Annotated in this window: 18 protein-coding genes; 5 read left to right on the top strand and 13 right to left on the bottom strand. The window is 67.7% G+C overall.

Features of this window, described 5'->3' with window-relative positions:
* Nucleotides 1-6: 6 nt before the first annotated feature.
* The 3 genes from asd to HA630_RS03375 all read left to right on the top strand — a co-directional run bounded on the left by asd (nt 7) and on the right by HA630_RS03375 (nt 2815).
* Nucleotides 7-915, top strand: a complete 909-nt coding sequence (asd, locus tag HA630_RS03365) for an archaetidylserine decarboxylase (protein WP_166832336.1) — start codon at nt 7-9, stop codon at nt 913-915.
* 140 nt (nt 916-1055) lie between these two features.
* Nucleotides 1056-1967: a polyphosphate kinase 2 gene (gene ppk2 / locus HA630_RS03370; RefSeq protein ID WP_166832337.1), complete on the top strand. Its 912-nt coding sequence runs from the start codon at nt 1056-1058 to the stop codon at nt 1965-1967.
* A gap of 38 nt (nt 1968-2005) precedes the next feature.
* Complete coding sequence (locus tag HA630_RS03375; protein WP_371809192.1) at nt 2006-2815, top strand: PP2C family serine/threonine-protein phosphatase; 810 nt, start codon at nt 2006-2008, stop codon at nt 2813-2815.
* Between the two features lie 8 nt (nt 2816-2823).
* On the opposite strand, the gene zapE is transcribed toward HA630_RS03375, so the two are convergent.
* The 9 genes from zapE to HA630_RS03420 form a co-directional block, all read right to left on the bottom strand.
* A complete protein-coding gene (gene zapE / locus HA630_RS03380) occupies nt 2824-3972 on the bottom strand; it encodes a cell division protein ZapE (RefSeq protein ID WP_166832338.1) in 1149 nt (382 codons plus the stop codon).
* A gap of 8 nt (nt 3973-3980) precedes the next feature.
* On the bottom strand, nt 3981-5408 hold the full coding sequence (gene lpdA / locus HA630_RS03385) for a dihydrolipoyl dehydrogenase (protein WP_166832339.1): 1428 nt from the start codon (nt 5406-5408) through the stop codon (nt 3981-3983).
* Between the two features lie 63 nt (nt 5409-5471).
* Entirely contained in the window at nt 5472-6722 is a 1251-nt protein-coding gene (odhB, locus tag HA630_RS03390; protein WP_166832340.1) for a 2-oxoglutarate dehydrogenase complex dihydrolipoyllysine-residue succinyltransferase, read from the bottom strand.
* Nucleotides 6723-6761: 39 nt separating this feature from the next.
* The gene (locus tag HA630_RS03395) at nt 6762-9641 is read right to left on the bottom strand and encodes a 2-oxoglutarate dehydrogenase E1 component (protein ID WP_166832341.1); all 2880 of its coding nucleotides are present in this window, start codon (nt 9639-9641) and stop codon (nt 6762-6764) included.
* Between the two features lie 221 nt (nt 9642-9862).
* Nucleotides 9863-10126, bottom strand: a complete 264-nt coding sequence (locus tag HA630_RS03400) for a hypothetical protein (RefSeq protein WP_166832342.1) — start codon at nt 10124-10126, stop codon at nt 9863-9865.
* 51 nt (nt 10127-10177) lie between these two features.
* Nucleotides 10178-10552, bottom strand: coding sequence for a helix-turn-helix transcriptional regulator (locus HA630_RS03405; RefSeq protein WP_166832343.1), 375 nt, complete (start codon nt 10550-10552; stop codon nt 10178-10180).
* 126 nt (nt 10553-10678) lie between these two features.
* Nucleotides 10679-12580 carry a propionate--CoA ligase gene (locus HA630_RS03410; RefSeq protein WP_166832344.1) on the bottom strand — a complete coding sequence of 634 codons (1902 nt, stop codon included), beginning with the start codon at nt 12578-12580 and terminating at the stop codon, nt 10679-10681.
* A gap of 162 nt (nt 12581-12742) precedes the next feature.
* Nucleotides 12743-13663 (bottom strand): S-formylglutathione hydrolase, encoded by a 921-nt coding sequence (fghA, locus tag HA630_RS03415; RefSeq protein WP_166832345.1) that lies wholly within the window; start codon nt 13661-13663, stop codon nt 12743-12745.
* 10 nt (nt 13664-13673) lie between these two features.
* The gene (locus HA630_RS03420) at nt 13674-14792 is read right to left on the bottom strand and encodes an S-(hydroxymethyl)glutathione dehydrogenase/class III alcohol dehydrogenase (protein ID WP_166832346.1); all 1119 of its coding nucleotides are present in this window, start codon (nt 14790-14792) and stop codon (nt 13674-13676) included.
* Nucleotides 14793-14994: 202 nt separating this feature from the next.
* Between HA630_RS03420 and HA630_RS03425 the strand changes: the two genes are divergently transcribed.
* Complete coding sequence (locus HA630_RS03425) at nt 14995-15678, top strand: cupin domain-containing protein (RefSeq protein ID WP_166832347.1); 684 nt, start codon at nt 14995-14997, stop codon at nt 15676-15678.
* Between the two features lie 485 nt (nt 15679-16163).
* Here the strand turns inward: HA630_RS03425 and HA630_RS03430 are convergent, their stop codons facing one another.
* Both HA630_RS03430 and HA630_RS03435 read right to left on the bottom strand, forming a co-directional pair.
* The gene (locus tag HA630_RS03430) at nt 16164-16700 is read right to left on the bottom strand and encodes a thermonuclease family protein (RefSeq protein WP_166832348.1); all 537 of its coding nucleotides are present in this window, start codon (nt 16698-16700) and stop codon (nt 16164-16166) included.
* Nucleotides 16697-17494 carry an IclR family transcriptional regulator C-terminal domain-containing protein gene (locus HA630_RS03435; RefSeq protein ID WP_166832355.1) on the bottom strand — a complete coding sequence of 266 codons (798 nt, stop codon included), beginning with the start codon at nt 17492-17494 and terminating at the stop codon, nt 16697-16699. Before HA630_RS03435 ends, HA630_RS03430 begins: the two co-directional genes overlap by 4 nt.
* Nucleotides 17495-17679: 185 nt before the next feature.
* Between HA630_RS03435 and pobA the strand changes: the two genes are divergently transcribed.
* On the top strand, nt 17680-18864 hold the full coding sequence (gene pobA, locus HA630_RS03440; RefSeq protein ID WP_166832349.1) for a 4-hydroxybenzoate 3-monooxygenase: 1185 nt from the start codon (nt 17680-17682) through the stop codon (nt 18862-18864).
* 69 nt (nt 18865-18933) lie between these two features.
* Here the strand turns inward: pobA and HA630_RS03445 are convergent, their stop codons facing one another.
* Together HA630_RS03445 and HA630_RS03450 are read right to left on the bottom strand one after the other, a co-directional pair.
* Nucleotides 18934-19380 (bottom strand): DUF2721 domain-containing protein, encoded by a 447-nt coding sequence (locus HA630_RS03445; protein WP_166832350.1) that lies wholly within the window; start codon nt 19378-19380, stop codon nt 18934-18936.
* A gap of 52 nt (nt 19381-19432) precedes the next feature.
* Nucleotides 19433-21601, bottom strand: a 2169-nt coding sequence (locus HA630_RS03450) for a YgiQ family radical SAM protein (RefSeq protein ID WP_166832351.1), incomplete at its 5' end; no start/stop codon positions are given.

Below are 21601 nucleotides of genomic sequence, written 5' to 3' on the forward strand. Positions count from 1 at the left end.
AAACCGATGAACACCCCCTCCTGGCGCGACCGCCTGCTGCTGCAGGAAGACCTGAATTTTCTGCTCACCAACCGGATTCCGCGCCTGGCGCTGACGCGGTTGATGGGACGCTACAGCCGCATCCGCAGCCGCTGGCTGACGCGCCTGTCCATCGCCGTGTGGCGCTGGTTCACCGACCTGGACCTGAGCGAATCGGCGCAGCAGGAGTTTGACAGCCTGCACGCCTGCTTCACCCGCGCGCTGCGCCCCGGCGCGCGGCCGTTCGTGCCCGACCCGACGCTGCTGGCCAGCCCGTGCGACGCCATCGTCGGCGAATGCGGACCGGTGCAAGGGCAGCAGGTGTGGCAGGCCAAAGGTTTTCCCTACACCCTGGCCGACCTGATGGGTTCGGCCGAACTGGCCGCGCGCCACGCCGACGGCCAGTTCGTCACGCTGCGCCTGACCTCCAGCATGTACCACCGCTTCCACGCCCCGCACGACCTGGCGGTCGAACGCGTTACTTACATCAGCGGCGACACCTGGAACGTCAACCCGATTGCGCTGCGGCGGGTGGAGCGGCTGTTCTGCAAGAACGAGCGCGCGGTGATCGAAACCCGGCTGGCGGCCGACGGCAGCCGCTTGACGCTGGTGCCGGTGGCTGCGGTGCTGGTGGCCAGCATCCGGCTGCACGCGCTGGACGTGCGGCTGCACCTCGGCTACCGCGGCCCCCACGCCATTCCCTGCGCGGCGCGGTACGCCAAGGGCGATGAAATGGGCTGGTTCGAGCACGGCTCCACCATCTTGGTGTTCGTGCCGCCCGGCTGGGCACTGGCCGACGGGGTGGCCGCGGGCCAGCGCGTGCGCGCCGGCCAGGCGCTGCTGCGGCGCGTCCCGTCCCCCGCCCCTTCGGCAGGCACCGCCGAGCCAGGCCCCTGACGCCACCCACCGCACTCCGGGCGCAGCGGCCACCGGCCCCGGGCGGGGCCGGGGCACCCACGCACCACCGACACCGTGTTGTCACACATCCGTCACCGTGGCGCACTACGCTGGGCCATCCCCAACCCTCCGCACCGACCATGGCCCTGCCCCACGACGAACTCCTGCGCCGCATCGAACGCGACCTGCTCGACAGCTACGACGAAGAGCTGGAACTGGAGATCGAGGACCGCGACGCCACCCACGCCGGCGCCGACGCGGCGCACAGCCCCGACGACAAGGCCGCCCGCCTGGCCTATTTCCGCGAACTGTTCCAGCTGCAGGGCGAACTCGTCAAACTGCAGGATTGGGTGGCCGCCACCAAACAGAAGGTGGTGATCCTGTTCGAGGGCCGCGACGCCGCGGGCAAGGGCGGCGTGATCAAGCGCATCACCCAGCGGCTGAACCCGCGCGTCTGCCGCGTGGTGGCCCTGCCCGCCCCCAACGACCGCGAGCGCACCCAGTGGTACTTCCAGCGCTACGTGCCGCACCTGCCGGCCGCTGGCGAACTCGTGCTGTTCGACCGCAGCTGGTACAACCGCGCCGGCGTGGAAAAGGTCATGGGCTTCTGCAGCGACGACGAGGTGGAGGAATTCTTCCGCTCGGTGCCCGAGTTCGAGCGCATGCTGGTGCGCTCGGGCATCGTGCTCATCAAGTACTGGTTCTCCATCACCGACGACGAGCAGCACCTGCGTTTTCTCGGTCGCATCCACGACCCGCTCAAACAGTGGAAGCTCAGCCCCATGGACCTGGAAAGCCGCCGCCGCTGGGAGGACTACACCCGCGCCAAGGAAACCATGCTGGAGCGCACCCACATCGCGGAAGCGCCGTGGTGGGTGGTGCCGGCCGACGACAAAAAGCAGGCCCGGCTCAACTGCATCCACCACCTGCTGTCGCGCTTCGACTACCACGAGGTCCAGCGCCCAGAGGTGGTGCTGCCGGCCCGTGTGCGCAACCCGGACTACCTGCGCCACCCGGTACCGGCCGAGATGCTGGTGCCCCAGCGCTACTGAAGCCGGCCGCCCGCTGGCGGGCCGGGCATAATCCCGGCGTGACCGCACACGCCACCCCGCCGACTCAGGCCCCGTCCACCGCCCCCGCCGTGGGTCCCTACCGCATCGCCGCGGCCACCGGGCTGGACCAGTGCGACCGCGCCTACCAGCAAGACCAGCTCAGCCTGACCGCGCACCCGCGCCACCCCGGCTGCCTGCTGGGCGTGGTGGCCGACGGCATGGGCGGGCGCAGCGGCGGGCGCAAGGCCTCCGACCAGGTCATGTTGACCGCGCAGCAGCTGTTCGAGCGCTTCGACCCGCGCAGCGACGACGGCCCGGCCTTCTTGCAGCGGCTGGCGCGGGAGGCGCACACCGTCATCCGCCTCACCGCCGTGTCGGCCGAGGAAGAACCACACAGCACCCTGGCCGCCTTTCTGCTGCTGCCCGGCGGCGTCTGCCACTGGGCGCACTCCGGCGATTCGCGGCTCTACCACTTCCGCGGCGCGGCGCTGCAGACGCGCACCCGCGACCACTCCTACGTGCAGAAACTGGTGGACCTGGGCGAGCTCACCGCCGACCAGGCCCGCTTCGACCCACGCAGCAACATGCTGCAGCACTGTCTGGGCACCGAAGCGGCGCCGCGGGTCGATGCCCAGACCCTGGCGCTGCGCCCCGGCGACGCGCTGCTGGCCTGCAGCGACGGGCTGTGGCACTACTTCAGCGACGAGGAACTGGGCCGCGTGCTGCAACAACTGCCGCCGCGCACCGCCTGCGAACTGCTGGTGAAAACCGCCCGGGAACGCGCCGAAGGCACGGGCGACAACCTGTCCCTGATCGCGCTGAAACTGGAGCCCCTGGTGGGCGCCTGAGGCCGGTCTCAGGTCAGGGACGTGTCCACGTCCCGGCGCTCTTCCGACAGGTACTCCTGCGACTGCATCTCGTTGAGGCGCGACACGGTGCGCGGGAACTCGTGCGACAGCGGCCCTTCGGTGTAGAGCTGCTCGGCCGGCACCGCCGCCGACAGCACCAGCTTGATGCGCCGGTCGTACAGCACGTCCACCAGCCAGGTGAAGCGCCGCGCCTGCGACGCCATGTTCACCGGCATGTGCGGCACGTTGCTCAGCAGCACGGTGTGGAACTGCGCGGCAATTTCCAGGTAATCGTTTTGTGAACGCGGCCCACCGCACAGCGTGCGGAAGTCGAACCACACCACCCCGCCCGCCTTGCGGATGGCCCGGATCTCGCGCGACTCGATGTGCAGCACCGGCGACTCGTCGTGGGCCTCGGCCAGACGCTCGAAGTTGGCCTCCATCAGCGCCTCGCTGTCAGGCCCCAGCGGGCAGTGGTACAGCTCCAACTGCTCCAGGGTGCGGCGGCGGTAGTCGGTGCCGTGGTCCACGTTCAGCACCTGCATGGTCTGCTTGAGCAGCTCGATCGCCGGCAGGATGCGGTCGCGGTGCAGGCCGTCCGGGTACAGGCCGTCCGGGTGGAAGTTGCTGGTCGTCACCATGCCGATGCCGTACTTGCGCATCGCCTCCAGCACCCGGTGCAGGATCATGGCGTCGGTCACGTCCGACACGTGGAATTCGTCGAAGCAGATCAGGCGGTAGCGCTTGGCCATGCGTTGGCCCAGCACGTCCAGCGGGTTGACCGTGCCCTGCAGGTCCACCAGCTCGCGGTGCACCTCGCGCATGAATTCGTGGAAGTGCAGCCGCGTCTTGCGGCGCAGCGGCACGGCGTTGAAAAAGCAGTCCATGAGGAAGCTTTTGCCGCGCCCCACCCCGCCGTACATGTACACCCCTTGCGGGATCGGCAGGCGGTTGATGAATTTTTTCAGCGCGTTGGAACGGCGCTGCTTGAAGTGCGACCACTCGGCCGCGCAGCGCTCCAGCGCGTCCACCGCCCGCAGCTGGGCGGGGTCGCTCTGGTAGCCACGGGCCTGGAGTTCGGCTTCGTAGGCCGCACGCACCGGACCGAACGCGGCCGGCGCGCCGGCCGCGGCGGCGGGTTGGGGTGCGTGCGCCATGGCCCGGCTCAGAAGTTCAGCGTGCGCTTGTCCACCGCCAGCGCGGCTTCCTTGGTCGCTTCGCTCAGGCTGGGGTGCGCGTGGCAGATGCGGGCAATGTCCTCGGCCGAAGCCTTGAACTCCATCGCCACCACGGCTTCCGAGATCAGCTCGGACGCCATCGGGCCGACGATGTGCACGCCCAGGATTTCATCGGTCTTGGCATCGGCCAGGAACTTGACCATGCCGGTGGTGTCGCCCAGCGCCCGCGCGCGGCCGTTGGCCAGGAACGGGAAGGTGCCGGCCTTGTACGCCACGCCGTCGGCCTTGAGCTGCTGCTCGGTGCGGCCGACCCAGGCAATTTCCGGACTGGTGTAGATGACCCAGGGGATGGTGTTGAAGTTGACGTGACCGTGCTGACCGGCGATGCGCTCGGCCACCGCCACGCCCTCTTCTTCCGCCTTGTGGGCCAGCATCGGGCCGCGCACCACGTCGCCCACCGCCCACACGCCGGGCAGGTTGGTCTTGCAGTCGGCGTCCACCACGATGGCGCCGCGCTCGTCCAGCGCCAGGCCCACGGCTTCGGCGTTCAGGCCGGTGGTGTTGGGCACCCGGCCGATGGAGACCACCAGCTTGTCGGCTTCCAGCGCCACGGCCTCGCCCTTGGCGCTGGTGTAGTTCACGGTCACGGACTTCTTGCCGACCTTGACCTCGCCCACCTGCACGCCCAGCTCGATCTTCAGGCCCTGCTTGTCAAAGGCCTTCTTGGCTTCCTTGGCGATCTGCTCGTCCACCGCGCCCAGGAAGGTCGGCAGGCCTTCGAGCACCGTCACGTCGGCACCCAGGCGGCGCCAGACCGAACCCATTTCCAGGCCGATCACGCCCGAGCCGATCAGCACCAGCTTCTTGGGCACCGCGCCGATGCGCAGCGCGCCGTCGTTGGACAGCACCTTGTCTTCGTCAAACGGCACGCCCGGCAGTTGGCGCGCGTTGGAGCCGGTGGCCACCACCACTTGCTTGCCCACCAAGGTTTCGGGCTTGTCGCCGGCCACGGCCACTTCGTAGCCGCCGTCCACCGCCTTGACGAAGGAACCGCGGCCGTGGAAGAAGGCGACCTTGTTTTTCTTGAACAGGTAGAGGATGCCGTCGTTGTTCTGCTTCACGACGGTGTCCTTGCGGCCCACCATCTTGGCCACGTCCATCGTCACCTTGCCGGTGCTGATGCCGTGTTCTTCAAAGTGTTTGTTGGCGTGCTCAAAATGCTCGCTCGACTGCAGCAGCGCCTTGGACGGGATGCAACCCACGTTGGTGCAGGTGCCCCCCGGGGCCGGGCCACCGGCGGCGTTTTTCCATTCGTCGATGCAGGCGACCTTGAAACCCAGTTGGGCGGCGCGGATCGCGGCGATATAACCACCGGGGCCGGCACCGATCACGACGACATCAAAGGCTTGAGACATGTTGTTTTCCTGTGAGGTTGGACAAACGCCCCCGAAGGGGCGTTGTGTTCAATGGGCCGAGGCTCAGATGTTGAACAGCAGGCGCGCCGGGTCTTCCAGCGCTTCCTTCATGGCCACCAGGCCCAGCACGGCTTCGCGGCCGTCGATGATGCGGTGGTCGTAGGACATGGCGAAGTAGTTCATCGGGCGCACCACCACCTGGCCGTTTTCCACCACGGCGCGGTCCTTGGTGGCGTGCACGCCCAGGATGGCCGATTGCGGCGGGTTGATGATGGGCGTGGACAGCATGGAGCCGAAGGTGCCGCCGTTGGAGATGGAGAAGGTGCCGCCGGTCATCTCTTCGATCCCCAGCTTGCCGTCACGGGCCTTCTGGCCGAATTCGGCGATCTTCTTCTCGATCTCGGCGAAGCTCATCTGGTCGGCGTTGCGCAGGATGGGCACCACCAGGCCACGGGGCGAGCCCACGGCGATGCCGATGTCGAAGTAGCCGTGGTAAACGATGTCGTTGCCATCGACCGAGGCGTTGAGCACCGGGAACTTCTTCAGCGCGTGCACGGCCGCCTTGACGAAGAAGCTCATGAAGCCCAGCTTGACGCCGTGTTCCTTCTCGAAACGCTCTTGCATGCGCTTGCGCATGTCCATGACCGGGGCCATGTTGATTTCGTTGAAGGTGGTCAGGATGGCGTTGGTGGACTGCGACTGCAGCAGGCGCTCGGCCACGCGAGCGCGCAGTCGGCTCATCGGCACGCGCTGCTCGGGGCGGTTGCCCAGGTCCACGGTGGGAGCGGCCACCTGCGGCAGCACCTTGGTCGGGGCGCCGGTGGGGATGGCCACCGGGGCGGCCACGGCCTTGGGCGCGGCGGCCGCGGCCAGCACGTCGCCTTTGGTCACGCGGCCGTCTTTGCCGGTACCGGCCACGGAACCGGCGGCCATGCCGGCGTCGGCCATCAGCTTGGCGGCGGCGGGCATGGCCACGCCACTCATGTCCTTGCCGGTGGCAGCAGCCGCGGCGGGCGCCGGAGCCGCTGCAGCAGCGGCCGGGGCGGCCGCGGGCGCCGCGGCGGCCACCTTGCCGTCGGTGTCGATGCGGGCGATCAGTTGGTCGGACACGACGGTGCCGCCGTCGCCCACCACCAATTCGGCCAGCACGCCGGCGCCAGGCGCAGGCACTTCCAGCACCACCTTGTCGGTCTCGATCTCGATCAGGATTTCGTCGGCCGCGACGGTGTCACCGACTTTTTTCTTCCACTGCAGCAGCGTGGCCTCGGCCACGGACTCCGACAACTGCGGCACTTTGACTTCTACGATAGCCATGATGTAACGGTCCTTGTATGCGTTGTTCTGTTCGGGAACTTATTTGGTCAGGATGAAGCCCTTGAGCTTGGCAAACGCCGCGTCCACCAGGTGCTTCTGCTGATCCTGGTGCAGGTGGGCGTAACCCACGGCCGGCGAAGCCGACGCGGCGCGGCCGGCGTAACCCAGGCGCTGACCGTCCAGCATGTTCTCGTGGATGTTGTGCTGCACGAAGAACCAGGCGCCCTGGTTCTGCGGCTCGTCCTGGCACCACACGATGTCGGTGGCATTGTGGTAGCGCTTGAGCTCGGCCCCGAAGGCCTTGTGCGGGAAGGGGTAGAGCTGTTCGACGCGGATGATGGCCACGTCTTGCGCACCTTTTTCTTCGCGCTTCTTGACCAGGTCGTAATAGACCTTGCCCGAACAGGCGATGACGCGTTTGACGTTCGCGGCGTTCTTCACCACCTCGGCGTTTTGCTCCGGAATCACCGTCTGGAAGCTGCCCTTGGTGAACTCGGTCAGCGGCGAGGTGGCGTCCTTGTTGCGAAGCAGCGACTTGGGCGTCATGATGATCAGCGGCTTGCGCAGGTTGCGCACCATCTGGCGACGCAGCACATGGAAGATCTGGCTGGCCGTCGTCGGCTGCACGATCTGCATGTTGGTGTCGGCGGCCAGCTGCATGAAGCGCTCCAGGCGGGCCGAGCTGTGCTCGGGGCCCTGGCCTTCGTAGCCGTGCGGCAGCATCAGCGTCAGGCCGTTGAGGCGGCCCCACTTCACTTCGCCGGAGGCGATGAACTGGTCGATCACCACCTGGGCACCGTTGGCGAAGTCGCCGAACTGGGCTTCCCAGATCACCAGGCTGTTCGGGTCGGAACCGGCGTAGCCGTATTCAAAGCCCAGCACCGCCTCTTCCGACAGAATGGAGTCGATGACGACGAACGGGGCCTGGTTCTCGGCCACGTTCTGCAGCGGGATGTAGGTGCCTTCGTTCCACTTCTCGCGGTTCTGGTCGTGGATGACGGCATGGCGGTGGGTGAAGGTGCCGCGGCCGCAGTCCTCGCCCGACAGGCGCACCGGGTAGCCGCTGGCCACCAGCGAGGCAAACGCCATGTGCTCGCCCATGCCCCAGTCCACGTTCACCTCGCCACGGCCCATGGCCGCACGGTCGGCGTAGACCTTCTTGACCAGCTGGTGCGGGGTCACGGTGTCGGGCAGCGTGGTGATCTTCTCGGCCAGGCGCTTCCACTCGGTCAACGGGATGGCGGTGTCGCCGGCGTCGGTCCACTTCTTGCCCAGGAACGGGGCCCAGTCGACCGCGTACTTGCTCTTGAAGTTGGTCAGCACCGGGTCCACGGTGTGGCGGCCTTCGTCCAACGCGGCGCGGTAGGCCTTGGCCATGTCCTCACCCAGCGTGTCGCCCAGGCCCTGTGCGGCCAGCTTGTCGGCGTACAGCTTGCGGGTGCCGGGGTGGGCCGCGATCTTCTTGTACATCAGCGGCTGGGTCAGCGAGGGGGTGTCCTGCTCGTTGTGGCCCAGCTTGCGGAAGCAGATGATGTCCACCACCACGTCGCGGCGGAAGGTCATGCGGTATTCCAGCGCCAACTGCATGCACAGCACCACGGCTTCGGGGTCGTCGCCGTTGACGTGCAGCACCGGCGACTCCACCCCCTTGACGATGTCCGTGCAGTACAGCGTGGAGCGCAGGTCGCGCGGGTCGGAGGTGGTGAAACCGATCTGGTTGTTGATGATGATGTGCACCGTGCCGCCCGTGGTGTAGCCACGGGTCTGGGCCAGCGCCAGGGTTTCCTGGTTCACGCCCTGGCCGGCGAAGGCGGCATCGCCATGCACCAACACCGGCAGCACCTGCTTGCCTTGCGGGTCGCCGCGGCGGTCCATGCGGGCGCGCACCGAGCCCTCGACCACCGGGTTGACGATTTCCAGGTGCGACGGGTTGAACGCCAGGCTCAGGTGCACCGGGCCGCCAGGGGTGGACACGTCGGAACTGAAGCCCTGGTGGTACTTCACGTCACCGGCGGGCAGGTCCTCGGGGGCGGTGTGGTCGAACTCGGCGAACAGGTCCTTGGGCATCTTGCCCAGGGTGTTGACCAGCACGTTCAGGCGGCCGCGGTGGGCCATGCCGATGACGATTTCCTGCACGCCCTGCGCGCCGGCCTGCTGGATCAGCTCGTCCATTGCGGCGATGAAGCTCTCGCCACCTTCCAGCGAGAAGCGCTTCTGGCCCACGTACTTGGTGTGCAGGAAACGCTCCAGGCCCTCGGCCGCGGTCAGGCGTTCGAGGATGTGCTTTTTCTTGTCGGCGGTGAAGTTGGGCTTGCTGCGGATCGCTTCCAGCTTTTCCTGCCACCAGCGCTTTTGCGTCTGGTCGGTGATGTACATGTACTCGGCGCCGATGGTGCCGCAGTAGGTCTCGCGCAGCGCGTTCATCAGCTCGCGCAGCGGCATGGTTTCCCGGCCGAAGAACGTGTTGCTGGTGTTGAACACGGTTTCCAGGTCGGCGTCGGAGAAGCCGTAGAAGGTCGGGTCCAGCTCGGGGATGTACTCGCGTTCGGCGCGCTTGAGCGGGTCGAGGTCGGCCCAGCGTTGACCCACGTTGCGGTAGGCGGCGATCAGCTGCTGGGTGAACACGCGTTTGCGGCCCAGGTCGGAATCGGCGCCGGCGGCAATCACCACCTGGGTCACGCCCTGCTTGGCGCGCTCGGCGAAGGCGTTGATGACCGGCTGGTGCGGCACGTCGCGGGCGTCGCTGCCGTCCACGGCGGGCACGTTCTGCAGCGCGTCAAAGTAGGCGCGCCAGGAATCGGGGATGCTGGTGGGATCGGCCAGGTAGTTTTCGTACATCTCTTCCACATACGGCGCGTTGCCGCCGAAGAGATACGAGTTGCCGTTGTAGGCAACGTAGACGCTGTTCGTCTCGCTCATGGATTCGCTGACCTCCGTTCCCCTTTGGGAAACATTAGCTGGTTGGAAAAACCTTCCGCGACACGGCTGGACCGATTGGCGGATGCGACAGTGTTTGGAAGGACCTGTGCAATCCGACATTGTGCCATCGTTCGCCTGGGGATAGCAATGCTTTTGTGCTTGTCTCCGACGCCGCACCCGCTGGAAACCGGCGTGGCCGGTGGGGCGTGGCGTTCAATGATTTATTTCTTTTCGGCAGTGTCGTCGTCTTTGTTGACAGGCAACTGACCGGAGGTGCCGACACTGACCGTGCCACCGCCGGCGGACACCCCAACGCCCACGCCGACGCGACCGTCAGAGCCGACCGACACGCCAACGCCGGTGTGCGGGCCCACCGGGATGCTGAAGCCCACATTCACGCTGCCGCAACCGGCCAGCACCACAACAGCCAAGGCGGCGAGGCAGGCGCTGCGCCACCACAGGCGACAAGGTACAGAAGCAGTCATGCCCCATTGTAGGCCGGCGCCGCGCCGGCACACCCGAGGGCTTGCCCGGGTTCAGCCGCCGATGCGCGGCGAGAGCCGGTCGGCGGCGGGGATGGCCGAGGGCTCGTCCATTTCGATGGCGATCTGGGTGCACACCGTGCGGCACAGGGTGACCGCCTTCTCGCTCTGCACCCGGTAGATGACCTGGGTGCCTTCCTTGCGCTTGGCCAGCACGCCGGCGCGGTACAGCAGGTTCAGGTGTTGCGACAGGTTGGGCTGGGTGGTGTCGATGTCGGCCAGCAATTCGGACACCGATTTTTCCTTGTCGCACAAAGCACTGAGTATGCGCAAACGCATGGGCGTGGCCAAAATGCCAAACAATTCGGCGGCCAATTCGAACACGCGGGCCTTTTCGACACCGGCCGCTGGATCGATGATTTCCTGCATATATAACCAAGCCCTAAGATCTCTGATGGGCATGATAACCCGATTGCCGCCACCAACAAAGACGCCGTGCCCCACCAGGGGGCACGGCGCGCGCAACCGCCCAGGCAGAGCCCGGGTGGCTGGGGGTCAGGCCAGCAGGTCCTTGATCTGCTGCAGCGCGGCCGGGTCGTCCATGGTGGTCAGGTCGCCGGGGTCGCGGCCTTCGCACACCGCCTGGATGGCGCGGCGCAGCAGCTTGCCGGAGCGGGTCTTGGGCAACACGTGGACGAAGCGCACCCGCGCCGGGCGGGCGACCGCACCGAGTTGCTCGTCTACCACCTTCATCATCGCAGCTTCCAGTTTGCCGGCGTCCTCTGCCGTGGCGGCCAGCGACGCGTCCTTGAGCACCGCGAACGCCACCGCCACCTGGCCTTTGAGTTGATCGGCCACACCCACCACGGCCACTTCGGCCACGGCCGGGTGGCTGGAGAGGCTTTCCTCGATCTCGCGGGTGCCCAGGCGGTGGCCGGCGACGTTGATCACGTCGTCGGTGCGGCCCAGGATGAAGAAGTAGCCGTCGGCGTCCTTCACACCCCAGTCGAAGGTGGAGTACATCACCTTGTTGTGGATGCTGGACCAGTAGGTCTTGACGTAGCGCTCGTCGTCGCCCCAGATGGTTTGCAGGCAGCCGGGCGGCAGCGGGCCATTGACCGCGATCACGCCCTTCTTGTTGGGCTCGGTGATCTCTTCGCCGGTGTTTTCGTCGATCAGCCGCACGTCAAAGCCGTACACCGCCTTGCCCGGCGAGCCGAACTTGGTGGGCGCGCGCTCGACGCCGTTGCAGATGGCCATGATGGGCCAGCCGGTTTCGGTCTGCCAGTAGTTGTCGATGATGGGCTTGCCGATGGCCTCGGCGATCCAGTTGGCGGTGGGTTCGTCCAGCGGCTCGCCGGCGAGGAACAGCGCCTTGAGGCTGGACAGGTCGTGCTTGCTCAGGTAGGCCGGGTCCTGCTTTTTGAGCACGCGCGCGGCGGTGGGGGCCGAGAACATGACGCTGACCTTGTACTTTTCGACCAGCTGCCACCAGATGCCGGCGTCCGGGCGGGTGGGCAGGCCTTCGTACATGATGGTGGCCATGCCGTTGAGCAGCGGGCCATAAATGATGTAGCTGTGGCCCACCACCCAGCCGATGTCGGAGGTGGAGAAATAGGTCTCGCCCGGGTTGCCCATGTAGATGTGCTTCATGGACGCGGCCAAGGCCACGGCGTAGCCGGCGGTGTCGCGCTGCACGCCCTTGGGCTTGCCGGTGGTGCCGCTGGTGTAGAGGATGTAGCTGGGGTGGGTGCTGTCCACCCACTCGCACGGCACCTGCGCGTTCAGGTGCTGGTCGCGCAGGGTGGCGTAGTCCTCGTCGCGGCCGGCCACCGGCGCAAACGCGGCCAGGCCGCGGTTGACCATCAGCACCTTGGCGGGCTTGTTGACGGACAGGTGGATGGCCTCGTCCAGCAGGTGCTTGTAGGGCACCACCTTGCCGCTGCGCATGCCGGCGTCGGCGCTGATGACCAGCTTGGGCTGGGCGTCGTCGATGCGGCTGGCCAGGCTGTGGCTGGCGAAGCCGCCGAACACCACCGAGTGGATGGCACCGATGCGCACGCAGGCCAGCATGGCGAAGCAGGCTTCGGCGATCATGGGCATGTAGATCAGCACCCGGTCGCCCTTGCCCACGCCAAGGCTTTGCAGGATGGCGGCCATGCGCTGCACCTCGGTGTGCAGTTCGCGGAAGCTGTAGGCTTTTTCGGTGTCGGTTTCGGTGGAGACGAAGATCAGCGCGTTCTGGTCGGCGCGGTCTTTCAGGTGGCGGTCCACCGCGTTGTGGCACAGGTTGGTCTGACCGCCCTCGAACCAGCGGGCAAAGGGCGCGTTGTCGTAGTTGCAGACGCGGTCGTAGGGCTTGTGCCAGTCGATCAGTTGGGCCTGTTCGGCCCAGAAGGCGTCGCGGTCGTCGATGGAGCGGCGGAAGAAGTCGTGGTAGCTCGTCGGTGCGGTCATGGGGGTCTCCGGGACTGGGGCACTGCACCCTGCGTGGCGCAAGTGAATTCATAATTATCTGTGGCGCCCTTGCAGCGGACTGACAAGCCAACAGGGCGCCATGTGCCCTGAGACTTGGGGTCAAACGCCGCAACCCCGGCGGTCTCCCGACCGCGCAGCGATCTACAAACTGGCCGCGTGGTGACGCAAATGGTCTTCCACGAAGCTGGCGATGAAGTAGTAGCCGTGGTCGTAAGCGGCGTGGCGGCGCAGGGTCAGGGGCTGGGCGGTTTCTGAACAGGCCTGTTCCAGCAGGTGCGGGTGCAACTGTTCGGCCAGGAATGGGTCGGCCAGCCCCTGGTCCACCAAGATGCCTTGGGGAAACAAAGGCGGCAGGCCACTGGCGTGGCGCTGGCGGATCAGCTCGGTCGCGTCGTGCGCGGCCCAGGCGCTGCGGTCCTCGCCCAGGTAGCCGGTGTAGGCTTTCTGGCCCCACGGGCACTGCATGGGCGCGCAGATGGGCGCAAAGGCGCTGAGGCTGCGAAAACGGTCCGGGTGGCGGTAGGCCAGGGTGAGCGCGCCGTGCCCGCCCATGGAGTGGCCCATGAGGCCCAAGCGCCGCACCGAGATGGGCAGGTGCTCGCCCAGCAACGGCAGCAACTCGTCCAGCAGGTAGCTTTCCATGCGCCAGTGGGCGGACCACGGCGCCTGGGTGGCGTCCAGGTAAAAGCCGGCCGCCACACCAAAGTCCCAAGCGTCGGACTGACCGGGCACGTCGGTGCCGCGCGGGCTGGTGTCGGGCATGAGCAGGGCCAGCCCCAGCTCGGCGGCCACGCGTTGCGCACCGGCCTTGACGGTGAAGGTTTCTTCGGTGCAGGTCAGCCCCGCGAGGTAGACCACCGCCGGCACCGGGCCCTGTTGGGCCTGGGGCGGCTGGTAGACGGCAAAGCGCATCGGCAGGCCGATGGTGGCCGAGTCGTGCTGGTAGAAGCGCTGCACGCCGCCGAAGCAGGCGTGCTCGCTGCGCAGCGTGGGAGCAACGACTTCAGCGGGAACGCTCGCGCCGCAAGGGCTGCAGGGATCGGTGGGGGTCAGGGGGTGCATCGCCACGCGCTCAGAACTCGACCACCGCGCGGATGGACTCGCCGCGCTTCATCAGGTCAAAGCCTTCGTTGATCTGCTCCAGCTTGAGCTTGTGGGTGATCAGGCTGTCGATGTCGATCTTGCCGTCCATGTACCAGTCCACGATCTTGGGCACGTCGGTGCGGCCGCGCGCGCCGCCAAAGGCCGAGCCCTCCCACTTGCGGCCGGTGACGAGCTGGAACGGGCGGGTGGAGATTTCGGCGCCCGCTTCGGCCACGCCGATGATGATGCTGCGGCCCCAGCCTTTGTGGGTGCACTCCAGCGCCTGGCGCATCACCTTCGTGTTGCCGATGCACTCGAAGCTGTAGTCGGCGCCGCCATCCGTGAGTTGCACGATGGCGTCCACAATGTTGCCGCCTGCCGCCTCAATGTCCTTCGGGTTCAGGAAGTGGGTCATGCCGAACTGGCGCGCCATGGCTTCGCGGCCCGGGTTCAGGTCCACACCGATGATCTTGTCGGCACCCACCATCTTGGCGCCCTGGATCACGTTCAGGCCGATGCCGCCCAAACCGAAGACCACCACGTTGGCGCCCGCTTCCACCTTGGCGGTGAAGAGGACGGCGCCGATGCCGGTGGTGACGCCGCAGCCGATGTAGCAGACCTTGTCGAACGGCGCGTCGGGGCGGATCTTGGCCAGCGCGATCTCGGGCACCACGGTGTGGTTGGCGAAGGTGCTGGTGCCCATGTAGTGGAAGATGGGCTCGCCGTTGAGGCTGAAACGGCTGGTGGCGTCGGGCATCAGGCCCTTGCCCTGGGTGCCGCGGATGAGCTGACACAGGTTGGTCTTGCGGCTCAGGCAGAACTTGCACTGGCGGCATTCCGGGGTGTAGAGCGGGATGACGTGGTCGCCTTTTTTCAGGGTGGTCACGCCCGGGCCCACGTCCACCACCACGCCCGCGCCTTCGTGGCCCAGGATGGCGGGGAAGATGCCCTCGGGGTCGGCGCCGCTGAGGGTGTAGTAGTCGGTGTGGCAGATGCCGGTGGCCTTGATTTCGACGAGCACCTCGCCGAATTTGGGGCCTTGCAGGTCCACGGTTTCGATGGTCAGGGGTTGGCCGGCCTTCCAGGCCACGGCTGCGCGGGTTTGCATGGGGATTCTTTCGATGGGGGCACGGTCCGGCGCCCACCGATGCAGGCAGGGGCCAATGGCACGTACCCGGTACAACCAGGGTGGCACCACTGTAGCCCATGCGCAGGGCCGGTCGGGCGGGCCCGCCCAGGTGACGGCACGGGCCGTGGGGTTGTGCACGCCGCGCCCGGCCCGCGCGGGACCGTTTGAGGAGAATCGCCGCATGAGCGCCACCCCCCAGCCCCCCACCCGCCTGAACGCCGACTGGACGCTACGCTGCGTGGTCGACAGCACCCAACTGCCCTGGGTCGGGTCGCCCCACGCCGGGGTGCAGCGGCGCCTGCTGGAGCGCGACGGTGGCGAGGTGGCCCGCGCCACCTCCCTCGTCCGCTACGCGCCCGGCGCCCGCTTCGGATCGCACCGGCACGACCTGGGCGAGGAAATTCTGGTGCTGGACGGCACCTTCAGTGACGAACACGGCGACCACGGCCCCGGCACTTACCTGAAGAACCCGCCAGGCTCCCACCATGCGCCGTATTCGCGGGAGGGCTGCACCCTCTTCGTCAAGCTGCGCTACCAGTCGCCCGACGACGGGGCCCAACTGGCGGTGGACACGCGCCGGGCCGGGTTCCGTCCGGGTCTGGTGCCCGGGCTGTCGGTGCTGCCCCTGCACAGCTTCGGCACCCAGCACACGGCCCTGGTGCGCTGGGCGCCGGGCACGGTGTTCCAGCCCCACCGCCACCACGGCGGCGAAGAAATCTGGGTGCTGGAAGGCGTGTTTTCCGACGAGCACGGCCACTACCCCGCCGGCACCTGGCTGCGCAGCCCGCACCTGAGCGCGCACCAGCCCTACAGCGAGACCGGTTGCCTGATCCTGGTGAAAACCGGGCACCTGGTCGAACCCTGAAGCGCCCGCGCGCACTGCCTGCGCTTTAAGCAGGCCGACAAAACCCCTGGGCAGACAAGCACTTGCAGCACCTGCCCCAAGCTTGTCCACACCTTTGACCCCAGCGCCTGGGGACCGCTGCGGCCCGTTTGCCCGCCCCAAATGGCCGCCACGCGTGCAAACCCCGGACTTTTATGCACATTTTTGGCGCAGCCCCGGCGCCCTGCGGGTCAGACCCCGGAAATCGACAGGGCCGCCCCAAAACATCGCCAAGTTGTTGATTTGTATGGACACGTCCACGCTGCACAAATCGTGGGCAAGCCAATGCAGGCCTTGTCGCACAAGCCTTGGCGCGGCATTTTCAGGGGTTTTCAACAAAGTTATCCACAGTTTTTCGGGATAGTTGAAAAATACCATTCCCGACAAGGATTTAGCCACCACATTTCAACCAAAACGCCGATCGTGGGCGGGCGAGTCCGCCGGCTGCACCGTCCCCAGGTCGGTGCTCAAGGGGGCGCCATGCGGGGTTGGCGCCGGAACAGCCAAGGGGGCTGCGGCGCCTCGTCGGACCAGAGGCCCAGCCGCTCGGCGCGGGCCTGCGCTTGCGCCGCCGCGTAGGCCTGGCGGTCGGCGGGGTCCTGCTCGCGCTGGTAGGGGGTGGCGTGCCAGGCCAAGCCGGCGCGCACCAGACGCAGGCCGACGTCTTCGCCGTCGAGCCAAACCTGCCCGACCAGCCGCCGGTAGCGGTCGGTGCGGCGGTGGGTGACCAGCACCTCGCGCTGCGCTACCCAGGCCGCCAGCTGCTGGCGGGCGCGCTGGCTGTGGGCTTGCCGGCGCTCCGGCGCGTCGATGGCGGCCAGCCGCACGGTGTGGCGCTGCGTGCCGTCGTACACCTGCACGGTGTCGCCATCGACCACCGCCACCACGCGGCCGGTCAGCCAGACCGCCTCGGCCGCCTGCACGCGGACCGTCGCTGCCAGCGCCCAGCCGATCAGGAACGCCGCGAACAGCGCGCGCGTCCTGCCCGTCCACCCACGCTTCATACCTGGGGCCGGAGTTCGCGGGCCGCGTCCTGCAGCAGGGGCAGCAACTCGCGCTGCACCACCCCAGACTGCAGCCGCTGCTGCGACACCACCGCGTTCAGCGCCGCCACGGTGGCGCCGGCCATGTTGCGCACCGGCACCGCCACCGCGTGCACGCCCAGTTCGTGCTCCTCGCTGGCGATGCAGTGGTCGGCCTGGCGCACCGCCGCCACGATCTGCCGCAGCGCCTGGGGCTCGGTCACGGTGTGCGGCGTCAGGCGCGGCAGGTCGCGGCCCTTGAGCCAGGCGGTGAAGGCCGGGCGCGGCAAGGCGGCCAGCAGCACCCGCCCGGTGGAGGTGGCGTGCACCGGCAGGCGCGCGCCCAGGTGCAGGCCATGGGCCAGCAGGCGCACGGCCTGCACCCTTGGGACGGGCTGGCCGAGCGAGCTGCCGTCCCAGTCGAGCGCCCCGTTCGAGGCGGCCAGCGACACGCTGCGCGCCACGATGACGACCGAATCGCCCTCCAGCACCGCCACCGAAAACGCGTCGCGCGACTGCGCCGCCAACCGGTTGAGCACCGGCTGCACCGCGCGCGGCAGCCGCGCGCTGGCCAGGTAGCTGCCGGAAAACCGCAACACCTTGGGCGACAGCCAAAAATAGCTGCCGTCGCTGTCCAGGTAGCCCAGGTGGGCCAGGGTCAGCAGGTGGCGGCGCGCGGCGGCGCGGGTCAGGCCGGTGCGTTGCGCGGCCAGCGTGGCGTTGAGGCGCTGGCGGTCGGTGTCAAAGCTTTCCAGCACCGCCATGCCCTTGGCCATGCCCTCAATGAAATCGGTTTTTTCAATCGCCACGGCGCGGCTCCTGCGGGGATCGGCATCCAAACATTTGCGCGATGATCGCACAAAGCGTTCGCTGATCGCACAAAACACCGACACCACCCCTTCTGCCCGGCGGGTTCGGCGCCTACGATGGCGCTCAACTTTCACCCCACAGGAGATGTTTCATGCGTACCCAGGTTGCCATCGTCGGGGCCGGCCCGTCCGGTCTGCTGCTCGGCCAGTTGCTGCACAAGGCCGGCATCGATGCCGTCATCGTTGAACGCCAGAGCCCCGACTACGTGCTCGGCCGCATCCGCGCCGGCGTGCTGGAACAGGTGACGATGGACGTGCTGGACGAAGCCGGCGTGGGCACCCGCATGCACGCCGAAGGCCTGGTGCACACCGGTTTCGACCTGCTGTTCCAGGGCCAGCGCCACCGCATCGACATGGACAAACTCACCGGCGGCAAGAAGGTGATGGTGTACGGCCAGACCGAGGTGACCCGCGACCTGATGGACGCCCGCACCGCCGCCGGCCTGACCACCGTGTACGGGGCGACGAACGTGGCGGTGCACGACTACGGCACCGACCGCCCGCGCGTGACCTACGACAAAGACGGCCAGAGCCAGACGATCGAGTGCGACTTCATCGCCGGCTGCGACGGCTTCCACGGCGTCTGCCGCGCCAGCGTGCCCAAGGGCGCGATCAAGGAATTCGAGAAGGTCTACCCCTTCGGCTGGCTGGGCCTGCTGTCGGACACGCCGCCGGTGCACCACGAGCTGATTTACGCGAACAGCACTCGCGGCTTCGCCCTGGCCTCGCAGCGCAGCCTGACCCGCAGCCGCTATTACCTGCAAGTGCCGCTGACCGACCAGGTGGAGCAGTGGTCCGATCAGGCCTTCTGGGACGAACTCAAGCGCCGCCTGGACCCGGAAGCGGCCGAGCAGCTGGTGACCGGCCCGTCGATTGAAAAGAGCATCGCCCCGCTGCGCAGCTTTGTGACCGAACCGCTGCGTTTTGGCCGCATGTTCCTGGCGGGCGACGCCGGCCACATCGTGCCGCCCACCGGGGCCAAAGGCCTGAACCTGGCCGCCACCGACGTGAAGTACCTGGCCAACGCGCTGATCGAGTTCTACCAGGAGAAGTCCGAGGCCGGCGTGGACGCCTATTCCGAGAAATGCCTCAAGCGCATCTGGCGCGCCGAGCGCTTCTCGTGGTGGTTCACCAGCCTGATGCACCACTTCCCGGAAAACGGCGAGATCGGCCAGAAGTTCCAGGACGCCGAGCTGGACTACCTGATCCACAGCGAGAACGGCGCGCGCACCATCGCCGAAAACTACGTGGGCCTGCCGCTGGACTTCGGCCAGTAAGCCCGCAGGCGCCGGGCCCGGCAGGGACCGGCCGGCGCAGCCCGCGGCACGGGGTCCGGCCGTGAGGCGTCAGCGGCGCAGGCCCTGGCCGAAGTTCATGATCTGGGTGGACAGCACGGTTTCGGCCAGGAAGCAGGCCAGCGCCAGCATGAAGCAGAGCACCCCGCCCAAAAAACTCAGGATGGCGCCGCGGTTGCTCTGGAAATCGGTGGTTTCGCCCAGGAACAGCAGCAGGATCGTCAGCCCGATGAGGAAGGCACACAGCGTCAGGCTGGCGATGGAGCTGTTGGCCAGCAGGCCACGAAGGCGCAGGCGCGCCAGTTCCTGCAGGGCCGGGGCGTCCCGTTCGGCTTGGCCCTGCAGGCGCTCTTCCAGCACCCGGGCCCGGTCGATGATGCGGGCCAGCCGCCCCGCCACCGCAGCGATCATGCCGGAGACGGCGGTGAGCAAAAACACCGGCGCCACGGCCAGCTGGATGCCGTGGGTGACCGAACTGGGGTCTGTGAACAAAGCCATGGCCGCATTCTAGGGTGGCGCCCCGCCGCCGCTCGGGGCGGCATCAGCCGGTTCAGCCCCGGCGCTTGCCCTTGCCCACGGGTGAACCCGGCTTGGCGGGCGCGGCAGGCCGCCCAATGGCGGGACCGGCCACACCGGCGCGCGGCGGCAGACCGGTGTGCTGCGTCAGCAACTGGCCGCGCACCGGTGCCTTGGCGGTGCGCCCCCCTGCGCCCGCGGCCGGGGCGCCGCCCGGCTTGGCCGACGGCGTGGAATTGGTGCGGCGCGGGCTCTGGTAGCCACCGTCCGTCAGCGGCTGGAAGGTGGGAATCAGGTGCTGCTTGCCGTTGCCGATCAGGTCGGCACGGCCCATGCGCTTCAAGGCCTCGCGCAGCAGCGGCCAGTTGTTCGGATCGTGGTAGCGCAAGAACGCCTTGTGCAGGCGGCGGCGCTTGTCGCCTTTGACGATGTCCACCCGCTCGGCGCGCTCGTCGCGGTGGATGCCCTTGAGCGTGTTCAGCCCCGTGTGGTACATGGCCGTGGCGGTGGCCATGGGGCTGGGGTAGAAGGTCTGCACCTGGTCGGCGCGGAAACCGTTGCGCTTGAGCCAGAGGGCGAGGTTCATCATGTCCTCGTCGCTGGTGCCGGGGTGGGCGGCGATGAAGTACGGGATCAGGTACTGCTTCTTGCCCGCTTCCTCGCTGTACTTCTCGAACATCTGCTTGAAGCGGTCGTAGCTGCCGATACCGGGCTTCATCATCTTGGACAGCGGGCCGCTTTCGGTGTGCTCGGGCGCGATCTTCAGGTAGCCGCCGACGTGGTGCTGCACCAGTTCCTTGACGTACTCGGGGCTTTTCACCGCCAGGTCGTAGCGCAGACCGGAGCCGATCAGGATCTTCTTGATGCCCTTGAGCGCCCGCGCGCGGCGGTAGATTTTGATGAGTGGGTCGTGGCTGGTGTTGAGGTTGGAGCAGATGCCCGGGTACACACACGAAGGCTTGCGGCAGGCGGCCTCGATCTCGGGCGTTTTGCAGCCGATGCGGTACATGTTGGCGGTGGGGCCGCCCAGGTCGGAGATGACGCCGGTGAAGCCCTCGACCTTGTCGCGGATGTCCTCCAGCTCGCGGATGATGGAGTCTTCCGAGCGGCTCTGGATGATGCGGCCCTCGTGCTCGGTGATGGAGCAGAAGGTGCAGCCGCCGAAACAGCCGCGCATGATGTTGACGCTGAAGCGGATCATCTCCCACGCCGGGATTTTGGTGGCGCCGTCGTGGCGGCCGTGTTCGTCGGCGTAGCTGGGGTGCGGGCTGCGGGCGTAAGGCAGGTCGAACACGTGGTCCATCTCGGCCGTGGTCAGCGGGATGGGCGGGGGGTTGACCCAGACGTCGCGTGCGGACGAGCCGCTGCCGTGGGCCTGCACCAGCGCGCGGGCGTTGCCGGGGTTGGTTTCCAGGTGCAGCACCCGGTTGGCGTGGGCGTACAGCACCGGGTCGGCCTTGACCTGCTCGAAACTGGGCAGGCGGATGACGGTCTTGTCGCGCGGCGGCTTGCCTTGGAAAGGCAAGGCCGGGTTGCTGACAAAGCGCAAGGGCTGCACCGCGCCGGCCTGGGCCTTGTGGCCGACGGCGTGCCCCCCGGCGGCGTCCAGCGCGGCATCGGCCGTGCGCTGGGCGTTGGCCGCGTCGGCCTGGGCTTGCGCTTCGTCGTCGCGGGCGCAACTCTGGCCCTGGGCCTTGGCCTGCTCCGACACCATCAGGTAGGGGTTGGTGTGGGCATCCACCCGGCCTGGCTGGTCCACCTCGGTGGAGTCGATCTGGAACCAGCCCTCGGGCGTGCTGCGGCGCACGAAGGCGGTGCCGCGCACGTCGGTGATGGACTCGATGGGCTCGCGCTTGGCCAGCCGGTGCGCCACCTCCACCAGGGCGCGCTCGGCGTTGCCGTACAGCAGGATGTCGCACTTGCTGTCCAGCACCACGCTGCGGCGCACGGTTTCGGTCCAGTAGTCGTAGTGGGCGATGCGGCGCAGGCTGCCTTCGATGCCGCCCAGCACGATGGGCACGTCTTTGTAGGCCTCGCGGCAGCGCTGGCTGTACACGGTGGCGGCGCGGTCCGGGCGCTTGCCGCCCACGTCGCCGGGGGTGTAAGCGTCGTCGGAGCGGATTTTGCGGTCCGCCGTGTAGCGGTTGATCATGGAGTCCATGTTGCCCGCGGTCACGCCCCAAAACAGGTTGGGCTTGCCCAG

This window comes from Aquabacterium sp. A08 (assembly GCF_011742065.1).

What these genes read in the sequence shown, in the direction of transcription:
- asd (WP_166832336.1), top strand. Translation starts at nt 7, where the DNA reads ATGAACACCCCCTCCTGGCGCGACCGCCTGCTGCTGCAGGAAGACCTG.
- ppk2 (WP_166832337.1), top strand. Translation starts at nt 1,056, where the DNA reads ATGGCCCTGCCCCACGACGAACTCCTGCGCCGCATCGAACGCGACCTG.
- zapE (WP_166832338.1), bottom strand. Translation starts at nt 3,972, where the DNA reads ATGGCGCACGCACCCCAACCCGCCGCCGCGGCCGGCGCGCCGGCCGCG.
- lpdA (WP_166832339.1), bottom strand. Translation starts at nt 5,408, where the DNA reads ATGTCTCAAGCCTTTGATGTCGTCGTGATCGGTGCCGGCCCCGGTGGT.
- odhB (WP_166832340.1), bottom strand. Translation starts at nt 6,722, where the DNA reads ATGGCTATCGTAGAAGTCAAAGTGCCGCAGTTGTCGGAGTCCGTGGCC.
- HA630_RS03395 (WP_166832341.1), bottom strand. Translation starts at nt 9,641, where the DNA reads ATGAGCGAGACGAACAGCGTCTACGTTGCCTACAACGGCAACTCGTAT.
- HA630_RS03400 (WP_166832342.1), bottom strand. Translation starts at nt 10,126, where the DNA reads ATGACTGCTTCTGTACCTTGTCGCCTGTGGTGGCGCAGCGCCTGCCTC.
- HA630_RS03405 (WP_166832343.1), bottom strand. Translation starts at nt 10,552, where the DNA reads ATGCAGGAAATCATCGATCCAGCGGCCGGTGTCGAAAAGGCCCGCGTG.
- HA630_RS03410 (WP_166832344.1), bottom strand. Translation starts at nt 12,580, where the DNA reads ATGACCGCACCGACGAGCTACCACGACTTCTTCCGCCGCTCCATCGAC.
- fghA (WP_166832345.1), bottom strand. Translation starts at nt 13,663, where the DNA reads ATGCACCCCCTGACCCCCACCGATCCCTGCAGCCCTTGCGGCGCGAGC.
- HA630_RS03420 (WP_166832346.1), bottom strand. Translation starts at nt 14,792, where the DNA reads ATGCAAACCCGCGCAGCCGTGGCCTGGAAGGCCGGCCAACCCCTGACC.
- HA630_RS03425 (WP_166832347.1), top strand. Translation starts at nt 14,995, where the DNA reads ATGAGCGCCACCCCCCAGCCCCCCACCCGCCTGAACGCCGACTGGACG.
- HA630_RS03430 (WP_166832348.1), bottom strand. Translation starts at nt 16,700, where the DNA reads ATGAAGCGTGGGTGGACGGGCAGGACGCGCGCGCTGTTCGCGGCGTTC.
- HA630_RS03435 (WP_166832355.1), bottom strand. Translation starts at nt 17,494, where the DNA reads ATGGCCAAGGGCATGGCGGTGCTGGAAAGCTTTGACACCGACCGCCAG.
- pobA (WP_166832349.1), top strand. Translation starts at nt 17,680, where the DNA reads ATGCGTACCCAGGTTGCCATCGTCGGGGCCGGCCCGTCCGGTCTGCTG.
- HA630_RS03445 (WP_166832350.1), bottom strand. Translation starts at nt 19,380, where the DNA reads ATGGCTTTGTTCACAGACCCCAGTTCGGTCACCCACGGCATCCAGCTG.